16 protein-coding genes are annotated in these 20,265 nt (G+C 51.0%); 12 read left to right on the top strand and 4 right to left on the bottom strand.

The genetic code is table 11. The annotated features are described in order from the left end of the window. The first annotated feature begins 2 nt into the window (after positions 1–2). From P1U47_RS13940 to fusA, 5 genes are all read left to right on the top strand, one after another. Entirely contained in the window at positions 3–1,136 is a 1,134-nt protein-coding gene (locus P1U47_RS13940; RefSeq protein WP_301029737.1) for a cupin domain-containing protein, read from the top strand. After that, on the top strand, positions 1,114–2,028 hold the full coding sequence (locus P1U47_RS13935; RefSeq protein WP_301029735.1) for a GNAT family N-acetyltransferase: 915 nt from the start codon (positions 1,114–1,116) through the stop codon (positions 2,026–2,028). The genes P1U47_RS13940 and P1U47_RS13935 overlap by 23 nt, the downstream gene beginning before the upstream one ends. 177 nt (positions 2,029–2,205) lie before the next feature. Next, the gene (locus tag P1U47_RS13930) at positions 2,206–2,874 is read left to right on the top strand and encodes a DUF305 domain-containing protein (RefSeq protein ID WP_301029733.1); all 669 of its coding nucleotides are present in this window, start codon (positions 2,206–2,208) and stop codon (positions 2,872–2,874) included. Between the two features lie 56 nt (positions 2,875–2,930). Beyond that, positions 2,931–4,364, top strand: a complete 1,434-nt coding sequence (locus tag P1U47_RS13925; protein WP_301029732.1) for a hypothetical protein — start codon at positions 2,931–2,933, stop codon at positions 4,362–4,364. A 261-nt stretch (positions 4,365–4,625) separates the two neighbouring features. Then, positions 4,626–6,716 carry an elongation factor G gene (fusA, locus tag P1U47_RS13920; protein ID WP_301029730.1) on the top strand — a complete coding sequence of 697 codons (2,091 nt, stop codon included), beginning with the start codon at positions 4,626–4,628 and terminating at the stop codon, positions 6,714–6,716. Positions 6,717–6,814: 98 nt separating this feature from the next. Here fusA and P1U47_RS13915 read toward each other — a convergent pair whose 3' ends face one another. Next, the gene (locus tag P1U47_RS13915; protein WP_301029820.1) at positions 6,815–7,132 is read right to left on the bottom strand and encodes a Rieske (2Fe-2S) protein; all 318 of its coding nucleotides are present in this window, start codon (positions 7,130–7,132) and stop codon (positions 6,815–6,817) included. Positions 7,133–7,317: 185 nt separating this feature from the next. On the opposite strand from P1U47_RS13915, the gene P1U47_RS13910 reads away from it, so the two are divergent. Then, positions 7,318–9,324: a beta-propeller domain-containing protein gene (locus P1U47_RS13910; protein ID WP_301029728.1), complete on the top strand. Its 2,007-nt coding sequence runs from the start codon at positions 7,318–7,320 to the stop codon at positions 9,322–9,324. 103 nt (positions 9,325–9,427) lie between these two features. After that, a complete protein-coding gene (locus P1U47_RS13905) occupies positions 9,428–10,171 on the top strand; it encodes a class I SAM-dependent methyltransferase (RefSeq protein WP_301029726.1) in 744 nt (247 codons plus the stop codon). A gap of 122 nt (positions 10,172–10,293) precedes the next feature. Here the strand turns inward: P1U47_RS13905 and P1U47_RS13900 are convergent, their stop codons facing one another. Continuing rightward, the gene (locus P1U47_RS13900; RefSeq protein WP_301029724.1) at positions 10,294–10,956 is read right to left on the bottom strand and encodes a TetR/AcrR family transcriptional regulator; all 663 of its coding nucleotides are present in this window, start codon (positions 10,954–10,956) and stop codon (positions 10,294–10,296) included. Between the two features lie 92 nt (positions 10,957–11,048). On the opposite strand from P1U47_RS13900, the gene P1U47_RS13895 reads away from it, so the two are divergent. The 4 genes from P1U47_RS13895 to P1U47_RS13880 are packed head-to-tail and all read left to right on the top strand — an operon-like array spanning position 11,049 to position 15,175. Next, the gene (locus P1U47_RS13895) at positions 11,049–12,515 is read left to right on the top strand and encodes an NAD(P)/FAD-dependent oxidoreductase (RefSeq protein WP_301029722.1); all 1,467 of its coding nucleotides are present in this window, start codon (positions 11,049–11,051) and stop codon (positions 12,513–12,515) included. A 10-nt stretch (positions 12,516–12,525) separates the two neighbouring features. Continuing rightward, positions 12,526–13,389, top strand: coding sequence for an SDR family oxidoreductase (locus P1U47_RS13890; RefSeq protein ID WP_301029721.1), 864 nt, complete (start codon positions 12,526–12,528; stop codon positions 13,387–13,389). Continuing rightward, positions 13,386–14,327 (top strand): alpha/beta hydrolase, encoded by a 942-nt coding sequence (locus P1U47_RS13885; RefSeq protein WP_301029719.1) that lies wholly within the window; start codon positions 13,386–13,388, stop codon positions 14,325–14,327. The genes P1U47_RS13890 and P1U47_RS13885 overlap by 4 nt, the downstream gene beginning before the upstream one ends. Before the next feature lie 29 nt (positions 14,328–14,356). Further along, positions 14,357–15,175, top strand: coding sequence for an SDR family oxidoreductase (locus P1U47_RS13880; RefSeq protein WP_301029717.1), 819 nt, complete (start codon positions 14,357–14,359; stop codon positions 15,173–15,175). A gap of 182 nt (positions 15,176–15,357) precedes the next feature. On the opposite strand, the gene rdgC is transcribed toward P1U47_RS13880, so the two are convergent. Beyond that, positions 15,358–16,296 carry a recombination-associated protein RdgC gene (gene rdgC / locus P1U47_RS13875; RefSeq protein ID WP_301029715.1) on the bottom strand — a complete coding sequence of 313 codons (939 nt, stop codon included), beginning with the start codon at positions 16,294–16,296 and terminating at the stop codon, positions 15,358–15,360. A 111-nt stretch (positions 16,297–16,407) separates the two neighbouring features. Continuing rightward, entirely contained in the window at positions 16,408–18,093 is a 1,686-nt protein-coding gene (locus P1U47_RS13870; protein ID WP_301029714.1) for a hypothetical protein, read from the bottom strand. Positions 18,094–18,352: 259 nt separating this feature from the next. Here P1U47_RS13870 and P1U47_RS13865 point away from each other — a divergent pair, with 259 nt between their 5' ends. Further along, positions 18,353–20,179: a sodium:proton antiporter gene (locus P1U47_RS13865; RefSeq protein WP_301029713.1), complete on the top strand. Its 1,827-nt coding sequence runs from the start codon at positions 18,353–18,355 to the stop codon at positions 20,177–20,179. Positions 20,180–20,265 lie beyond the last annotated feature (86 nt).

The following is a 20,265-nucleotide window of genomic DNA, read 5'->3' as shown; positions in this document are numbered from 1 at the left end:
TGATGGCGCTGCAGAACTTTGACCCCCAGCAATTTTTAGATGAGGTCTGGCAGCGCAAAGCCACCTTAATTAAGGGCGCCCTCCCCAATTTTAATTGCCCCTTAGACGGCAATGATTTGGCGGGGCTAGCCTGCGAAGAAGGTATCGACAGCCGCATTATTATTGAAACTAACGATGGCTGGGAGCTGCGCAATGGGCCTTTTGACGAGGCCGAGTTTGCCACGCTGCCCAAAAACAAATGGACCTTGCTGGTCCAAAGCGTAGACCACTACTTACCGGACCTCGCCGACGTGCTCGCCGAGTTCCGCTTTATTCCCCGCTGGCGCACCGAAGATATCATGGTGAGTTATGCCACCGACGGCGGCAATGTCGGTCCCCATTACGACCAATACGATGTATTCCTGATTCAAGCCAGTGGCCAACGTCGCTGGAAAATCGGCGGCCACTGCGGCCCCGACACACCGCTGCATCCGCATCCCCAGCTAAAACTGCTACAGGAATTCAATACCGAATCTGAATACCTGCTAAAAGCCGGCGACATTCTTTATGTACCGCCAGGAGTCGCCCACTGGGGCGTTGCCGAGGGCGATGACTGCATGACCCTATCGGTCGGTTTTCGGGCGCCCTCAGAAGCTGAGCTGTTTAGCGATTTTGGCGACGAAGTTGCCAGCTTTCTCGATGCCTCGCAGCGCTACCGCGACCCTGCACTGAACGCCAGCAGCAACACCGGTGAAATCTCCAGCGAAGTTCACAAGCACGTAAAAGCGCTGTTACTTAAGCAGCTCGACAACGATGCTTTAATTGCCCGCTGGTTTGGCAGCATGATGACCCGCGTCGACGACCGCGAGGAACTCGCCGGCGACCACCTCGATTTTGATGAATTTCAATTAGCCCTAGACGACGGCGAAATCCCCCAGCTGCGCCTCGGTGCTCGGCTCGCCTTCGACGCCCAGTATTTATACGCCGATGGCGCGGCATTCGCTTATCCGCCCGACCAAGCCAACGACGTTCAAGCCCTGTGTCAGCTGGAATGTGGCCAGCCTATAAGTAATTTCCGCAGTTTAAGCAAAGAAATGCTATACGCGCTCTACAGTAGTGCTACGCTTTGCTTTGATGAAGACGATTACGATTGTTAAAGCGGCTTGGACCGAATACCAACAACAACTCACTGCCATACGCCACACGGTGTTTGTTAATGAGCAAAAAGTGCCTGAAGCACTTGAGCTAGACGAATTCGACGCCACTGCCACCCACTGGTTAGCCTTTCACAACAAGGAGGCGATCGCCACCGTACGCCTGCTCGATAACGGCACCATTGGCCGTATGGCCGTATTATCCCCCTATCGTCGCAAGGGCGTAGGCAAGGCGCTACTGCAACACTGCATTATTGAAGCCAAAGACCGTGGTATGGCCAGCCTACAGTTAGGCGCCCAAGTTCACGCCATAGAATTCTATCAGCACCAAGGCTTTGAACTGCTTGGGCCCCGCTTTATGGACGCCGGCATTCCTCACCAACATATGCGCATGGTTTTAAAACCAGTGCTGCGCAGTGGATTTACCACCGAGATAAACTTGCAAGGCAATCCAGCGCGAGCCGCTGTGGACCTGCTAAAAAATACGCGCTGGGAACTGCGTATATTCAGCCATAGCTTAGAGAGTGCGCTCTACGCCAACGAGCATTTTTTGCGCTATGCCCATGAATTTATCCATCGCCACCAGGGCAACACCATTTTTCTCATGATCTGCGACGAAATGCCGCTGCGCGAGCACCATCACCCCCTGCTCGACATGAGTCGCGAATGGAAAACCGCGATACCAATCCGCAAGCTCAGCATTGGTCACACCTTTGGCGCCAAAGAATTTTTCATGGTTGGCGATGAAGATAAACTTATCACCTACCCACATCAAAGCGCCCTCAATAAGGCTGAATACTGCGACGTGGAATCAATTGCACGGGACTATCGCGAAAATTTTGACCGCCTCTGGCGCCACGCCGAACCACCTCTTTCCTTAAAGCCATTCTATTAAATTCACTTTTTAGCGCTATAGCCGGCCGCAACCGAATAACACCGATTTATTTTCGATGTTTTCATCTATTACATTTGCTATTATCTCGGCCAGTAGAGCAGCGTGCCGACATCTAGATATTTTACTGCCTCAGTCCTCGGCCGCAGATAATAACGATAAAGCAACGAGGTCACTCATTTGGCTATTCGCACCCTCAGCTATATATTTGCGGCCGTCTTAGCGCTAGTGGTCGGCAGCGCTGCGGGCCATCAATACCGCGATTTGCAGGATGCACGCGCAAATTTACGCAGCTTGGCGCCCAGCGCTGTAGATATCGGATTCAGTCAGGCGATGTATCTTCACCACCGCCAAGCCATCGCAATGGCGCAATTATTATTAGATGGCCGCCCAACAGGACTTACCGCACAGGCCCGCGCCATCGCCGCCACCCAGCTGGTCGAACTCGGTGAAATGCAAGGCTGGCTGCGACTGTGGAACCAGCCTGTAACGCCGTCAAATTCAAATATGTCGTGGATGCTACTTGGCACGCAAGCTCCAAATCCGAGCCTAAACCAATACCTGCTCGACTGTGGCCGCTCGCCCAATGGCATGCTCGGCATGGCAAGCCTCGAAGAATTGAATGCGCTGCGCAATAGCGAAGGTCTAGCCCGAGATACGCTGTTTTTGCATCTAATGCTCAGCCATCACCAAGGTGGCCTGCCTATGGCAGAATTTGCCGCCGAGCAGGCAAGTTTGCCCGCGGTACGGGCCTTAGCCGCGAGAATTACCTTAGATCAGGCAACAGAAATCCAGCAATTTAAAATAATGCTCGCGGCAATCACCCCGCAAAATACCCCGGCAAATTAAAGCAGTACCTAGTTAACGTGGATACAACGCAGTTTCAAATAATAAGAGAGGTCAGCATGACACGCAGTATATCTATCGCCCTGTTAGTGATTAGCGCCAGCGGCTTAATTGCCTGTAACTCGGGCAGTAAGTCGTCGAGCCCCGCGCGGCCAGCCAGCGAAGAGAGTATAAGTCGCGCTACCTGCGGGCCCGGCTCGCGGCCAGAAACCGGCATGCAAGGTCGAGTCAGCCAAGCCGACCACGACGCCGGCCTAGCGGAAATGGGCTTCACCTGTAATACCGAACTTGCGGGCTCCTATTTCACCCCCAACGCTATCGGCACCGTCGGCGGCTTTAAAGTTGAGCGCTATATCGACAAAACTGGGCGGGAATGCGCCTATTACGACAGTACTTTACTCTTTCCGAGCAATGTCTTAGACATGAATGTCGGTGTAAATGTACTGGATATGAGCGACCCTACTAAGCCCCTAATGACGGCTCGCTTAGTTACCCCAGCAATGCTTTCGCCGCATGAATCCCTCGTGGTATCGCAAGAGGCGGGCGTGCTGGTGGCGGTCATGGGCAACCCTGCCTTTTACCCTGGCATTGTTGACGTGTACGACGTCTCCGAAGACTGTCGCAATCCAGTACTGAAATCCTCCGCACTGGTAGGTACTCTTGGCCACGAAAGCGGCATATCACCCGACGGCAAAACATTTTATTCCGCATCGCCAGGCACACCCACCCTGACGGCGGTAGACATCTCTAACCCGTCGCTGCCGCTACCGCTGTGGGCGGGCAACTATACATCGCACGGCTTGTCACTCAGCGACGACGGCAACCGCGCCTATCTCGCCTCAGGCAATGGTTTCGGGGTATTAATATTAGATGTATCGGAGATTCAGGCGCGGGTAGCCAACCCCCAAGTTCGTGAAATAGCCCATATCTCTTGGGACAACCAAACCATACCCCAAAACGCCATGCCCTTTAGTCGCAATGGCAAAGCCTATCTGTTGGAAATTGATGAATACTCCACCAACCAACCCGGCAATAACGCGTCGGTAACCACCCATGGGGAGTTTGTGGGCGCTGGCCGCATTATTGATATTAGCGACGAAACCCAGCCGCGAGTGGTCTCTGATTTGCGTCTAGCGGTGCACGAGCCAGAGAATCGTGACGTCATAGCCAATGATCCAGGGGCTTTCAATCCGACCGGCGGTTATGCTGGTCACTACTGCTCAGTTCCAAGCCGAGTAAATCCCGATATTGCGGCTTGCAGCATGATCTTATCCGGCTTGCGTATATTTGATATTCGCAATCCCGAAAAGCCCGTCGAGATGGCTTATTTCAACGCGCCAGTTCAGCCCCGCGTACTCACCGTTCCCGCCCCCGCCAGTAACTGGGCCATGTCTCGTCCCGCCTTTGTGCCCGAGCGCAAAGAAATTTGGTATACCGACGGCTACAGCGGCTTTTATGTGGTGCGACTAACAAATGAGGTCTGGAATCCTTAATTGAGGCTCACAGTTAATATAGCGATGAGTTGGCGCCACAAACTTTTGCCAACTCATCCTCGAAAAACTGAATACTTACATGAGCTTAATACGGAATTTCTTGAGCAAAGAGGATCGGGATAGCAGCTGCAAACGCCCAAAATAGGCTTTATTGATAAAAAATCCTTCGCAATCGTTGTTAGTACCACTTTTCTACGAGCAAAATCACCTATTTTCCTGTACATTAGCGGCCTATTTTCAACCCAGCTTACAGAGAGCGCCATGACTGATTTATCCCTTTACAGAAATATTGGTATCTTCGCCCACGTTGATGCCGGTAAAACCACCACTACCGAGCGTATCCTTAAGCTGACCGGTAAAATTCATAAAATTGGCGAGGTTCACGAAGGTGAATCTACTACCGACTTTATGGAGCAGGAAGCTGAGCGCGGTATTACCATTCAGTCAGCCGCCGTTAGCTGTTTCTGGAAAGGCACTCGTTTCAACGTTATCGACACCCCTGGGCACGTTGACTTCACCGTAGAAGTTTACCGCTCACTGAAAGTACTCGACGGCGGTGTTGGCGTATTCTGTGGTTCTGGTGGTGTTGAGCCCCAGTCTGAAACCAACTGGCGTTACGCGAACGACTCTAAAGTATCGCGTTTGATTTTTGTTAACAAACTCGACCGTATCGGCGCTGACTTTATTCGCGTTACCGATCAAGTTAAAAAAGTATTGGGTGCTAACCCACTCATCATGACCCTGCCTATTGGCCGTGAAGATGAGTTTGTTGGTGTTGTTGACCTGCTTAGCCGCAAAGCCTATGTATGGGACGATTCTGGCCAGCCAGAAAACTACGACATCAAAGACGTGCCAGCCGATATGGTTGACGACGTTGAAATGTACCGTGAGCAGCTAATTGAAACTGCGCTTGAAGTAGATGACGACCTGTTGATGGCGTACATGGAAGGCGAAATGCCTTCTGACGAAGAAGTTAAACGCTGTATCCGCAAGGGTACTTTGGATCTAGTTTTCTTCCCAACTTACTGCGGTTCTGCCTTTAAAAACAAAGGCATGCAGCTGTTACTTGATGCAGTAGTTGAATACCTGCCAACCCCAACCGAAGTTAACCCACAGCCGTTAACTGACGAAGAAGGTAATCCAAACGGCAAGTACGCTATCGTTTCTGCCGACGAGCCCTTCCGCGCGCTGGCGTTTAAAATAATGGATGACCGTTTCGGCGCCCTGACCTTTATCCGCATTTACTCTGGTAAGTTGAACAAGGGTGACACCATCCTTAACTCCTTTACTGGCAAATCAGAACGCGTTGGCCGCATGGTTGAAATGCAAGCTGATGAGCGTAACGAATTGAGCAGCGCACAAGCCGGTGACATCATTGCCATCGTGGGCATGAAAAACGTGCAAACTGGTCACACCCTGTGTGATCCTAAGCACCCATGTACGCTTGAGGCCATGGTATTCCCAGAGCCCGTTATCTCGATCTCTGTTACGCCAAAAGACAAAGGCTCAACCGAAAAAATGGGTATTGCGATCGGTAAAATGGTTGCAGAAGATCCAACTTTCCGCGTTGAAACCGACATCGACTCAGGTGAAACCATCCTTAAAGGTATGGGCGAATTGCACCTCGACATTAAAGTCGACATCCTTAAGCGCACTTACGGCGTTGACTTAACTGTAGGCCAGCCACAGGTTGCCTACCGCGAAACCATTACCAAAGAAATCGAAGACAGCTACACCCACAAGAAGCAGTCGGGTGGTTCTGGTCAGTACGGTAAGATCGACTACATCGTTAAGCCCGGCGAAGCCAACACTGGCTTTACCTTCACCTCGAAAGTTGTGGGTGGTAACGTTCCTAAGGAATTCTTCCCAGCCATCGAGAAAGGTTTCCGCTCAATGATGGGTGTTGGTCCTCTGGCTGGTTTCCCTGTACTCGACGTTGAAGTAACACTGGTAGACGGTGGTTTCCACGCAGTTGACTCCTCGGCCATCGCGTTTGAAATCGCGGCAAAAGGCGCTTTCCGCCAGTCTATGCCTAAAGCCGGCCCACAGCTCCTTGAGCCAGTGATGAAGGTCGACGTTTACAGCCCAGAAGATCACGTTGGTGATGTTATCGGTGACCTTAACCGTCGCCGCGGCATGATCTCTGGCCAAGAAGCCAACGTCACTGGCGTGCGTATTAAATCTGACGTACCACTTTCAGAAATGTTTGGCTACATCAGCACCCTGCGTACCATGACCTCTGGTCGCGGTCAGTTCTCAATGGAATTCTCTCACTACGCGGCTTGCCCAGCCAACGTAGCTGAAGCAGTAATTGCCAAAGAGAAAGAAAAGAAAGCCGCTGCCGCTAAGTAATTTTAGCCCGCAGTAAAAAAAGCCCTAACAGTGCAAACTGCTAGGGCTTTTTTATGCCTACCAAAAAATTACAGCTACAAGCTGCTTAGTGATTTACGCTAATAATCCAGCATCACCCCTACTTCGCTATCCCGTTCAACCAATTCAAAACAACGCAAATTGCGGCAGTGCTCTTCACTGAAATGACGAAGCTCGCCAGTACGTATATCAAAGCGATAGCCGTGCTGTGGGCAAACCAAATCACTGCCATCCACGTCTGAGCTTTTTAAAGGATATTCCCGGTGGGGGCAATTACTCTCAATTAAAAAGCGCTCGCCCTCAATTTGCAGCAACATCAAATGGTGGCTATTTATTTTGAACACCTGACGATAGCCATCAAACAAGTTTATAAGTCTTTCCAGACGGTAGTAATGCATTGTATTCAACAAGTAGACCAAGTTCGCTAAGCTTACCGCAATGTCTGGCTGCGAGAATAGCCATTAGCTCAAGTTCAGAAATGTACATTTTCGACAAAAAGCATACACTAACAAATACCAGCTTGTGTCGGTCGCCAAGGTCGGTATCTGGCGCGAGCACCAAACACAAATAAGAGTGCGGGATCATGTCACAATCACAGCTTATTTTACTTAGTATCGCTCTCATTGGCCTTTCTGCCTGCGGAGGCGGCGGTTCAGGAAATACGACCTCACCCATTAAAAATATCGACCAGGGCTTACTGCGCGCGGTAAACGATGACGCAGAGTTCGTCGATCAGTTTCGGGCGGTTTATACTCGTCCCTCTCCAAGCAACAACTACAATCTTCAGCCCGTTGCAGCCGAAACCAACGCGCCCAGTGATGGCAGTAGCAGTAGCGGCGGTTACAGCACCACCTACACCTTAGAAAACAGTGTAGACGAACTCGACGTGCTCAAATACGACGGCGACCATCTGTATATCGCCCCCACTTTACAAGCAAGTTGCTGTTTCATTAGTCAGGCCGCATTTGCCGACGATGCCAGTTTCGCACCTCCCAGCCCAGAACAATCGTCTGGCATTCGTATTCTTAGCACTAACCCAAACACCGCCACCGCGAGCGAAGTGAGCACCATACCGCTTGAGACCGGCGAATTTGTGCAAGGTCTATACATTAGTGAAACACAGCTAATCAGCATTGGTAGTAGCCAATATTACGGCCCCTACGGCGTGCAGTGGCTGGGAATTGCCAGCTGGCAACAACAGCATTTGGCCATTAATATTTACGACACCAGCACTATTACCCAACCCGAACTAACGTGGAAAATCGGCATTGAGGGTGGTCTGGTAGACAGCCGCCGCATTGGCAACACCCTGTATATCATCAGCCGTCACAGCCCGTATTTCGATAACATTTACACCTACCCAGCAAACCAGAATGAAGCCGATGCCAATGCGCAACAACTGGCAGCAATCCAGCCCCAAGACATCATTCCCACGTTAACGATCAATGGCGAAAGCCGCCCCCTATTTAGCCCGCAAAACTGCTTACTAAGTCGCGACGACCCCAAACGAGACTATGCCTATCCCGTTATTACCAGCATCACCGCTATCAATCTAGCCGCGCCCAATAGCACAAAGTCGGTGTGTTTTAATGAAGACAGCAGCGGTATTTACGTAAGCCAGAATGCGCTTTACCTCAGCCAAGCACGCTACGCGAGCCAAGCGAGCAACACCCGCATTCACAAATTTAAACTTAACGCCGGCAGCCCCGAATACAGCGGCTCAGCAGATATCGCGGGGCAGCTTTGGGGACCGGGCCAAACTGATTTCAGAATGTCTGAGTACAACGACCTACTGCGGATAGTAACCACGATTTATACCAACGACAGCGCAGATCTACGCGACCACCAGCTCAGTATTCTGCGCGAAAACACCGACACTAAAAGCTTAGACCTCGTCGGCAGCTTACCCAACACCCAACGCCCGCAAGAAATAGGTAAAGCCAACGAAGCTCTGTATGGCGTTCGCTTTTTTGAAGATCGCGCCTATTTCGTGACGTTTGAACAAATTGATCCGCTGTATGTAATTGATCTAAGCACACCTGCCGATCCGTTTATTGCAGGTGAGCTGGAGATCCCTGGTTTCTCGGATTTCCTACACCCAGTAAACAACAACTTGCTGCTGGGCTTAGGGCAATCTGCGCAGAACCAGGGAATGGTCAAGCTCAGCTTATTTAATGTAAGCGACATCACCAAGCCCACAGAATTAAGCACACTATTACTCGGTAAGGACGGCGGCTGGAATTACTCAGAAGCGCAATACAACCGCCACGCGTTCACCTACCTGCAACAGCCCGACGGCAGCGACCGCCTCACCGTGCCAGTGCAATCTTCCTATAACACCGAACAAGACGGCTACGTAAGCGAGAATCGACTGTATTTAATGGAAATAAACGGCAAAACCAACGCCGCCGCCGCGAGCCTCGACCTAATCGGCAATATCATTGCCAGCCCCGCCCCCAGCAACAACTGGTACGGCGGCCAAAATCGCTCGGTCATTCACAACGACGCGGTGTTTTTCCTGTCTGGGGATTATATTTGGTCGGCGCTGTGGCCAGCAAACAGGCCCGCAATAGCCGCGCAATGTGGGTAAAAAACGGGCGGATAACACATCTGGCTAAGCGTCCTTTTTTACTTTCCAAATCATAGGTAATTGCTATACTGCGCCACCCTCAAAATCCGCCGCGCGCCAGCCCATGTCAGATACGATTCTCTATACCGATTTATCGGCCTATTACGATTTGATGTGCGCCGACATCGACTACCACGCGCAGAGCAATACCGCGCACCGGCTGAATACAATTTTTGGCAACCAAGGACGAAACCATCTGGATTTAGGCTGTGGCACAGGGCCGCATATTCGCCACCTCGTCGATCTCGGCTACCGCAGCAGCGGCATAGACATAAACCAGCCAATGCTCGACATCGCCCAACAGCGCTGCCCCGAAGCGCAGTTTAGTCGGCAAGATATGTGTGAGTTTATTGTTAGCGAGCCGGTCGATTTCATCAGCTGCTTCCTCTACTCTCTTCATTACAGCGGCAGTATAGCGCGGCTTCAAAACAGCCTTACACAAGTTGCGATGGCCTTAAGGCCCAACGGGGTATTTTGCTTTAACGCGGTAGATAAAAACCAAATCGACAACAGCTCCTATACCAGCCACAGCGCCGAACAAAACGGCAGCGATTTTGTGTTCAGCTCCAAGTGGCATTACGAGGGCAGCGGCGAATACCAAGCCCTCAAGCTCAGCATTCAAAAAACCTGTAATGGTGTTACCCAGTCTTGGCAGGACGAGCACCCCATGGTGGCGGTGAGTTTTGAGGAATTACAAAGCTTGCTAAGCCCCCATTTCGAGGTGCATATTTTTGAGCATGATTATGAAAAGCTACTGCCGTGGAATGGCGAATCAGGCAACGCGCTGTTTGTTTGCGTTAAAATATAGGCCAACCGAAGCACTCGCCCCTGCAGCCACAAAACACACTACATCTAAAAATCAAATTGCGATAGCAGCGTATTGGCTCAGGCCGTCTACCTTCCACATACCATTCTAATTGGGGTCTTAATTTATCGCGGCAAGCTACCAATAAGCCCGCGTATTAAACGCCCATTCGCACTAATCAGGCTAGCGCGAGATGAACAGTAATCCTCCAACAACCAATGCAAGGCCGACTGGCTAATAGCACCAATCAGTGCAATCCCCGTAATCCGAGTCTCTGTTTCTGACAGTCGCCAATCTGGCAACATCGATTTACCAAGGTCTAGTAGCAAGTCAGCAAACTGCTGAATACGGCTGGTATACAGTGTGTCGATACGCGGACTAACACCGAGTACTTCTAACCAACACACCCGCGCCATTCGCGCATTTTCAAAGGCCCTGAAAAACGCCTCAAGACCAGCCTCTATCAAATCGCCGGCCGGCTGCTGGCTTGCCGATGCATTAATCGCAGCGATCACGCCAGATTGAATTTGGTCTAGCGACTCGGTATACACCGCTGCCAATAGGTCTTCAGTGTCGCTAAAGGTTTTATAGAAATAGCGGTCGGTTAAGCCCGCCTGCTTGCACAGCATTCTAACGGTCGTGGCGCGGTAGCCAACCGTGCCAAATAGTTCGAGGCCGGCATCCATAAACTGTCTACGTTGACGCGCCAGCCGCTCCTCGGCGCTTTCGCCACCATAGGTTCGACCCGTTTGCTTATCTTGTTGGGTATTTTGTGATGTATTTTTCATCTCGGTATTTGACGACAAGCGCCATCAGAAGTAAAGTGACGTCACTTGTCGTCAGATAATAATTAGCAAAACCCTGAGTGGAGAATAAAACCATGCAATCACAACAGCGCTATCGGGTTGTTATCATCGGCAGTGGCTTTGGCGGGCAATGTGCAGCGATGCGCCTGCAGGAACAGGGCATCAGCGACATTCGTATTTTAGAGCGCCGCGACTATATGGGCGGCACCTGGTGCCAAAACAGCTATCCTGGCGCCGCGGTCGATGTGCAGTCGCCACTGTATTCTATCTCGTCGGAACCCTACCCTTGGTCGCAAATGTTTGCCGAGCAAGAAGAATTACAACGCTACACCAACGAGGTGATCGACAAGCACGGCCTGCGCACCAAGACCACGCTTAACGCCAATGTAAAACAAGTGCATTGGGATAACAGCGCCAAGCAGTGGCTGATAGAAACCGACGCTGCGGGTAGCTTTGCGGCGCAGATATTAATTAACGCCTCTGGCCCGCTAAGTACGCCCGTAATACCGAACTTCCCGGGTCGTGATACGTTTAAAGGCAAAAGCTTTCACACCAATGGCTGGGATCATTCCTATGACTACACGGGTAAAAAAGTCGCCATCATTGGCAGTGGCGCCAGCGCCGCGCAAGTTATTCCGGCGATTGCCGGCAAAGTGGCTGAGCTGCATGTTTTTCAGCGCAGCCCGCACTGGGTGCTGCCCCGCCCAGACCGTAAATTCTCGTTTTTGCAACGCAAGCTACTCGGCGTAAAGCCGTTTTATAAAGCCATGCGCTGGTGGATTTACTGGAGCTTAGAAACCCGCGTTATCGGATTTAAATACTCAAAAACCTTGCTCAATTTATTTGCTGGGCGCCACGCTTTAAAGCTGCTTAAAAAGCAGGTGCCAGACCCAGTACTGCGCAACAAACTCACCCCAGATTTCACTATTGGCTGCAAACGGGTGATTCTGTCTAGCACCTTGTATCCTGCACTCTCGCAACACAACGTCACTGTTCACGACAAACACGATGGCATTAGCGCAATCAACGAAACCGGCATTGCCACCGCCAAGGGCCAGCAAGTTGATGTGGACTTAATCGTTTGGTCTACCGGCTACGACGCCACCGACGGGCTAATCTCTTACCCGGTTATTGGCAAAGACAACAAAAGTCTCGCCTCGGTGTGGAATGAATACCCCCGCGCCTACCTTGGCACTACTATTCCCGGCTTCCCAAACTTCTTTGTGGTAACCGGGCCAAATACCGGCATCGGCCACACCTCGGCGATTTTTGTTATTGAATCGCAAATGAAATACATCACTGACAGCATTCGCCGTTTAGAAAAGTCTGGCAAGCAAGCCATTGAAGTTCGCTCCGATGCCGAAGCTGCCTACACCAACATGGTGCACTCTGAAATGGAAAAAACCGTGTGGAAATCCGGTGGTTGCACCAGCTGGTACCAGAGTAAAAGTGGTCACGTCGTCGCCATGTTCCCCGGTTTTAGCTTCACCTTTCGACGCTTAGCCAGCCGCTTTAAATCAAAACACCACCTGTTTAGCTAGGACCACAAACATGAAAAACTTTAATAATAAATTGATCGTTATTACCGGTGCGGGTTCAGGCATGGGGCGCGCCTACGCGATAGAGTTCGCCAAGCTTGGCGCTAGACTCGCCCTTAACGACTACGACGGCAAAGGCCTTGCCGAAACCGTTGAACTCGTCCGTAAGAGCAATTCAACGGAGCTGTACAGCGCGACATTCGACGTTGCCGACCGCGCCGCCATGGAAGGTTTTGCCGCCGACGTAAAAGCCAAACTCGGTAACGCCCATATCATTATCAATAACGCCGGTGTGTCCGGGGCTGGCAAGCCGGTCTGGGCAACACCACTCGCGGCCATTGAACGGGTAATGGGTATCAATTTTTACGGTGTGGTCCACGGCACTCAAGCTTTTCTGCCCCAGTTAATTGCAAACGGCGAAGGCGCGGTGGTAAATGTGTCGAGCATTTTTGGCTTGATCGGACCACCGAACAACAGTGATTACAGCGCGGCAAAATTCGCTGTCCGCGGATTTACCGAAGCTTTAATGGTCGAATTACACGACAGCCCAATCAGCGTACACCTTGTTCATCCCGGTGGCATCGCTACCAATATTGCCAATGTGCCTCAGCACCAAGCCTTTTCAGACAAATACCTATCTACGCCACCGGAAGCCATTGTGCGCCATGTAATTCGCGGTATACGTCGCGGCACACCGAAGATTGTTTACGGTAAATATTCATTTAAAACCTGGCTTGGCTCAAACCTAGTGCCCTTGCGTCTGCTAAATAAGCTCATTTGGTGGGACATGCGCGATGTAATTGATCGCAGCGACTACCCGCTACAGCCCTCGCCTAGCCAACCAACATCAACAATAAATGAAAGGAATGCAGGATGAAGAAGTCCATTATTTTTGCGCTTATCGCACTGGCGACCAGCTTTGCGATTTGGGCCGGCGTGACTTACCCGCGTATTGGCGGTGAAGCACTGCACCTTGCCAGCAGTCTTGAAACAAGCCTCTATGGTCTGCACCGCGCCGAAGTCAACGTCAGCGATAGCACCATGATGAGCTGGCAAAGCAGGCCTGATGAAGCAAAAGAAAGTGTCATCATGATTCATGGCTACAGCGCAGATAAAACCGTATGGATGCGTTTTGCTCGTCATTTTACTAAGCAATATCGCGTCATTATTTTAGACTTGCCCGGCCACGGCGAAACCGCGTTCGACCCAGCGCTAGAATACGACACCGTAAGTCAGGCTCAGCGTGTCGTCGAAGCCATGAACACACTGGGCATTAAACGCGCTCATATAATCGGTAATTCCATGGGCGGCTTTATCGCTGGGCAACTGGCACTACACCATTCTGATCGTGTGCAGAGCGCGGTATTAGTCGACGCCGCTGGCGTCATTTCGCCCCAAGAAAGCGACATGTTTAAGATGCTCGCCGCAGGCCGCAACCCCTTTGAAATGAGTAGCCGCGCAGAATTTACTGAATTTTACGCTATGACGATGGCCCAGCCACCATGGCTGCCCAAAATGATATTGGATTATATGGCCGACGACTACATCGCCCGTCGTGAGTCCCTAGCCCGTATATTCCAAGACTTCCACAGCACGGACTTTTTGGATAATCGACTGCCCGACATCCAAGTGCCAACACTGATCCTATGGGGTGAACAAGATCGTTTATTACATATCAGCGGCGCCGAGGTTTGGAAAAAAGGTATAGCCAATGCTGAACTCATTACCTACCCCGAACTTGGCCACATGCCCATGACCGAGGCCCCAAGCCAAAGCGCAGAAGATGTGCTCGCCTTTCTGGCCAAACACCATTAAATCCAGCGTCACAAAATAAGAGACCAAGCATGAAAACATTTAAAGACAAAGTCGCCATTGTTACTGGCGGGGGTGGCGACGGCATCGGTCATCACCTAGTAATGGAGCTTGCCCGCCAAGGCGCCAAAATTGCCTTTTGTGATATCACCAGGCTCAACACCACCGAAGACCAGCTCGCCGCGCTAGGCGCAGACTATTACAGTGAAATTGTCGATATAGGCAACAAACAGGCAATCAACGATTTTATCGACAATGTCCTCGCCCGCTTTGGCTGCATCGACCTACTGATTAATAATGCCGGCATCGCGCTAGGGGACCTCACCTTTGGCGAAGCCAGCGAGCAAGACTTTGAAAAAATCACCAGCATCAATTACTGGGGTGTAATCCACACCACCCAGCGCTGTTACCCGCACCTGCTTACGCGGCCAGAGGCGGCTATCGTCAATCTATCGAGTACTCAAGGTATTCTCGCGCTGCCCTATCTCGTGCCTTATTGCACCACCAAATTTGCCGTGCGTGGCTTTACCGACAGCCTGCGCGCAGAACACCGCATTCGCGGTATTCGTAATGTAACACTTCACACCGTGCATCCCGGCGCAGTGGCAACCAACATTACCCTCAATGCCGATCATCACAATAGCGGCACCCAACAATTCCACGAAGAATTACAGCGGGGAACCCAGCCAATAGACGCCGCCAAAATCATCCTGCGCGGCGTGCAAAAAAATGTCGGCCGTATTTTTATCAGCGACGGCCGCGCTCAAGACATATTGGCAAGGCTGCTACCAAGCGCGTATGTTTACGTAGTGAGGGCGATGATGCAGATGCGCGGGATTGTTGCGCGGTAAGCAAATTTAAGCAGTTGCGATAGCGAAAATTTCACGCAGTAAATAGGCTGTGGAAAAGTCCACAGCCGCTGTACATTTACGCTTAGGGGCTACAGCTTATTTACTCGCAGTCCGAATCAATCATATGGCGCTAGTTAAGCCTCAATATTGAGGCTTTTTATTGCCCATATTGAGCACATCATTTACGCCGCGCTAGAAATCACCGGATCTTGCTCGGCCGTATCTTCGCCACCAAAGGTGCCAACGACCGCCGGAATGAATTTGGCAAATTCGCCAGTCATTATTGCGAAATCAACATCAAACTGCTCGGCGGCGCTGTCGGCGTCTACTTCACCCAATTTATCTTGAATTAGGTCACCAAAGCTAAGGCGTTTAATAGTGAGCTGGTCGTCGATGATGAACTCAATGTCTCCAACCCAGCGCAGCGCCAATTTGGTAACAAACATGCCCGCCTGGATATGGTTATTAATTTCGGTAGAGCACAAGTTTTGATTTTTGCAGCGAATTACCGCGCTGTCGTCGGCTTTGTCGCGCAGTTCGCACTCGCCACCTAGCTCAAAGCCTTGAGGTGCGCTGCCATTGGTAAGCCATTCGGTCATGGCGTATTGCGCAACATTTTTGGCCTTGAGGGGAATCACCGGCAGGCTGCCGAGGGTCTCGCGCAAATAATTGAGCAGTTCTTCGGCTTTGTTGTGAGAACCAGCATTCACAATTAGCAGCCCTTCTTCGGGTGCAATATAGGCAAAGACTTTACTTGAGCGAGTGAAAGCGCGAGGAATTAACGAGAAAATTATTTCTTCTTTCAGGTCGGTGCGCTCTTTGCGGCCAGGCGTGCGGTCTTCTTGCAATTTAATCTCTTCAAGCTTTTCGGCCAATACTTCGTTAACCACCGATGCAGGTAAAATTTTATCCTGCTTTTGCCCGCAAACCATAATATAGCCATTGGTGCTGTGCACGAATTGACTGCCTTGACTGCCCAGCGGCGTGGTCCAGCCGTAACTCGACACGTCTTGACTATTGCAGGGGGTGAAGGCCTTTTCGGCTAATTTTTCATCAACTTCATCTGCAGTGAGGGTGAATGGCTTGGTAAAGCGATATACGAGAAGATTTTTAAACCACATGTAAGGTATTTGCCTGTGTATCGATAGAAGGGGTAATCACTGGGCCATTGTAGTGCTTAATGGCCAAGGAGAAACCCACTATCCGAAAAAAACTCACTTTCATTGATCTGGCTATTGGCGTTTAAAGTCTGCTGCCATTGCCTTGCACTGATTGCTGCTCAAATACTGTTCACAGACTGCGATCAGCGTCTTGTCTGGGCGATTAACACACTGCCACGCATCACCATCAAAGCTTTGACCACTGAGCTCGCACTGACGCTGCGCCTCCGCCATGAGGAGTTTGCGGCTCTGCATTACCCATTTGTCAAGATCAGTTTTTAGTGCGTTTTTCATCGCCGCGGCGGTTTTATCTGCGCCCGCATTGCGGTGCAGCGTCCATGTTGTAATACGTGCCCTGCTTTGCCGCTGCCAACTTTGCCACAACTCGCTTAATCCAGGCACTTGGCCGTCTTTACCAATACCGATAGTTTCATTTAAATCTCGCAAGAGATCAGCCTTGAGTTTACTTAGCGTCTCAGCGGAAAAAATACTGGCGACTAATAAGCCATCAAAATGGCTGTTTAAACGTGAAACCTGCCATTCGTAACGGCCATTTAATTTGTCAAATAGCTCGGCGCTCGGCAGCAACTCAGTTTCCAGCTCGGCATTTCCAAAGCGTACGTAGCGCGCGCCCTTGGAGTCTACTTTAATGCCAATCCCCAGCGGCGAGCCGAGTTCAAAGCGAGTAAAGGATTTAAGATCGCCATAATGCATTACGCGGCGCGAGCCATGGCGCAACCACTGGCCGTCATAGAGCGCATCTACGCTAATATTGGTATAACTCACTTGACCATGGTGGTAGAGCGTAAAGCGATGAAAAGCACCACCGTTGTCTAAATCGGCGGCGGAAATCGCAATCACCGACGCAGGAAAATCTTCGCTTAGTGCATAAAAAACCGCCTTATCGCAATCGTAGGCGTACACCTGCAAAAGCTGCTGAGGCGCTGTTAAATTAGGCCTGTCTTTGCAGTCACCAAGGATGTCGAGCTGGCTAAAACTGCCGAGCTCATAGTAAAAATAATGCACTGGCTGCGGGGCTATTTGATAATTGAAATACTGGCGTTCAACAACATATTGGTCGCCAGCATTATTATTGGCCGAAATTTTTACCATTCCCCGCGGCAGGCCTTGCTGGTAGCTAAGTGACACCTGAAATGGCCCCGCAAGAGGCCGATGAACAATAACAAAAGCGTTTTCCTCAGCCGCCGGACTAATATCACGACGATATTGCGAATAATGGTTTTTACCCGCCATATGCATTAACGGCGGCGTCTGGAATGGGTGAAGTTCTGCGTACCGGCTTAGCCAGTGGCTTTGCTCAGCACTGGCAACCGTTCGATCTTGACTGTCGCTAATAATAAACCGTCCGGCAAACTTAAGCTCGCGGGTTGCCGAGTCGAGCTGAAAGTCGCCATTAAGTTTAATTTGCAGCCAATCTCCACTGCGGTCTTGATAAGACTGTCGCATTTCACCGCGCTGAGGATAGCCAGCCTCGTCAAACGTACCAGTAAACGAAGATTTGGCCGCGTCGTCATAGACCACCTCGCCCTCTTCAAAAATGCCGCTGCGATGGATGCCGCTAAACACTGGCGAGGGCTGGCCGTCGGCACTAAAGCGATGCTGTTCAACATGGCTAGCACAGGCGCTTAAGCCAATAAGCAACAAACAGTACCACGCGATATTGCTGAGTTGTTTAAACCTGCTTTGGGTAACGCGGCACAGACGCTGCCCACTATTACTCATTATTGCACTGCTCATAAACTAGCAGCCTTTTTTATTATCAATGAACACCCGTGTCTTTTCCCTGACTTTTCTAAACTGTTCAAAACTCGCCTAAGCATTTCCCCGTCCCTTTTGATTATTGCGCCTGATTATTGCTTATGTATTTTGTAAAATTGGCGTAGCGCTATAATAACCTACACAGATTTATTTGATTTGACCCAGTTCCCAGCTTTACTTTACAGGGCTGGCCATGACATGGTCTGCACCGCAAATTAATCAGGGAATACATATAAAAATGACCACTGCCCTAGTAAGTATTTTAGTCGCTGGTATTGTTTGCCAGTGGTTGGCTTGGCGCTTTCGGCTGCCGGCCATAGTGTTACTCGCCGCCTGCGGTTTAGTTCTCGGCCCAATTACTGGCTGGATTCAGCCCAGTGTCGATTTTGGCCAAGGCCTCGGCGCGGTCACGTCCTTATTTGTGGCAATAATCCTGTTCGAGGGCGGACTTAACCTTCAGTTCCACGAATTGCGAGAAACAGCGCAGGTTACACGGCGTTTAACCTCCGTTGGGGTAATACTGGCATGGATTCTGGGTATTGCCATGGCCCATTGGGTTGGCGGCCTGAGCTGGGCGGTGTCGTCTTTGCTTGGCGCAATATTAGTAGTAACGGGTCCAACCGTAATTATGCCGCTGCTAAAACACGCCAAGCTTAACCGCCGCACTGCCTCGTATTTAAAATGGGAAGGCATAATTAATGACCCGATCGGGGTCTTACTGGCGGTATTGGTATACCAATACCTGCTGTATTCCGGCGAAGGCCCAGCCCTGCAGTCAGTTGTAGCCAGCCTTGGCTTGGCATTGGCTGTTTCGGCGGTATTGGGTGGCGGTGTCGCGTATACCCTCGGCCACTGCTTTAGGCAGGGCTGGATTCCTGAATATCTTAAAGCGCCGTCTATCATTGCGGCGGTACTCGCGGTATACGCCCTCTCCGATCTGGTTCAGCACGAATCCGGCTTGCTGTCGACGACACTAATGGGCGTGGTGATGGGCAATATGGGCCTGCGCAGCCTAGATGAAATGCGGCGCTTTAAAGAGTACATCACCATCATTCTGGTGTCGTTTTTGTTTGTTGTGCTCACCGCCTCACTAACTATGGCCTCGATTCAAGCAATTCACTGGCAGTTGATTGCCATGGTGTTTGGCTTTGTTTTTGTGGTTCGCCCACTCGCGGTATTTTTAGCCACAATTCGTACCGATTGCAGCTGGCAAGATCGGGTGTTAATTGCATGGATCGCACCGCGCGGTGTGGTTGCAGCCGCATCGGCTGGCGCCTTTGCACCTGCGCTGATCGAAGCGGGCTTTAGCGATGCCGAATATTTAGTGCCGGCAGTGTTTATGCTGATCTTCGCCACCATTCTGGCCCATGGCTTTTCACTGGGGCCGCTCACTAAACTGCTCAAACTCGGTTCACCTGGTAAAGGCCGCGTACTCATCGTAGGCGCCTCACCATGGACGGTCGAATTAGCTAACTCGCTAGGCAAAATCGGCCAAGACGTAGTTATTGCCGACACCGAATGGGGGCGCCTACAATCTGCTCGCCAGCAGGGCGTGAATACATGGTTTGGCGAAGTACTGTCGGATATGGCCGACGAAGCCATGGCACTCGACAATATTTACACCGTGCTCGCCGCTACCGGTAACAACCATTACAACTCCATGGTCTGTAATCACTTTGCCCCTCACTTGGGCCGCCATCGCGTTTTTCAACCGTTTGACAGCGGTTACGAGCGCAGCAAGCGCGTGGTGTCAGAAACGCGACGTGGCATTACGGCGTTTTCAGCGAATGTATCTTTTGCCGAATTATGGACGCGAATGATTCGTGGCTGGGTAATACGTAAAACCGTGATTACCGAAACCTATACGGAAAAAGACTTTCTCGCCAAACTTCCAGAAGACGCTGTGCGACTCGCCATTATCCCAGAAAGCGGCAAGCTTGAATGGTTGAGCCAAAAAGCCCGCAAGCTGCAAACTGGCGACACGGTGATTAGTTTTATACCGCCAGAGTCTAGCGAACCCCTACCGGAACAAGAATCCGATCCCGCGCCGTCGCTGCCAGCGTAACGATTCAATCTATCTCGGCAACTGCCAACCAGCAACCACGTAGCGTCACCAGCACTGCGGCGCTACGCAAAGCCTTGCCTTAGCGC

Origin of the sequence: Zhongshania sp., from assembly GCF_029212375.1 — a bacterium.
Lineage (GTDB): Bacteria > Pseudomonadota > Gammaproteobacteria > Pseudomonadales > Spongiibacteraceae > Spongiibacter.
Note: the sequence above shows the minus strand (reverse complement) of the source record. Positions and strands in the feature narration are given on the sequence as shown.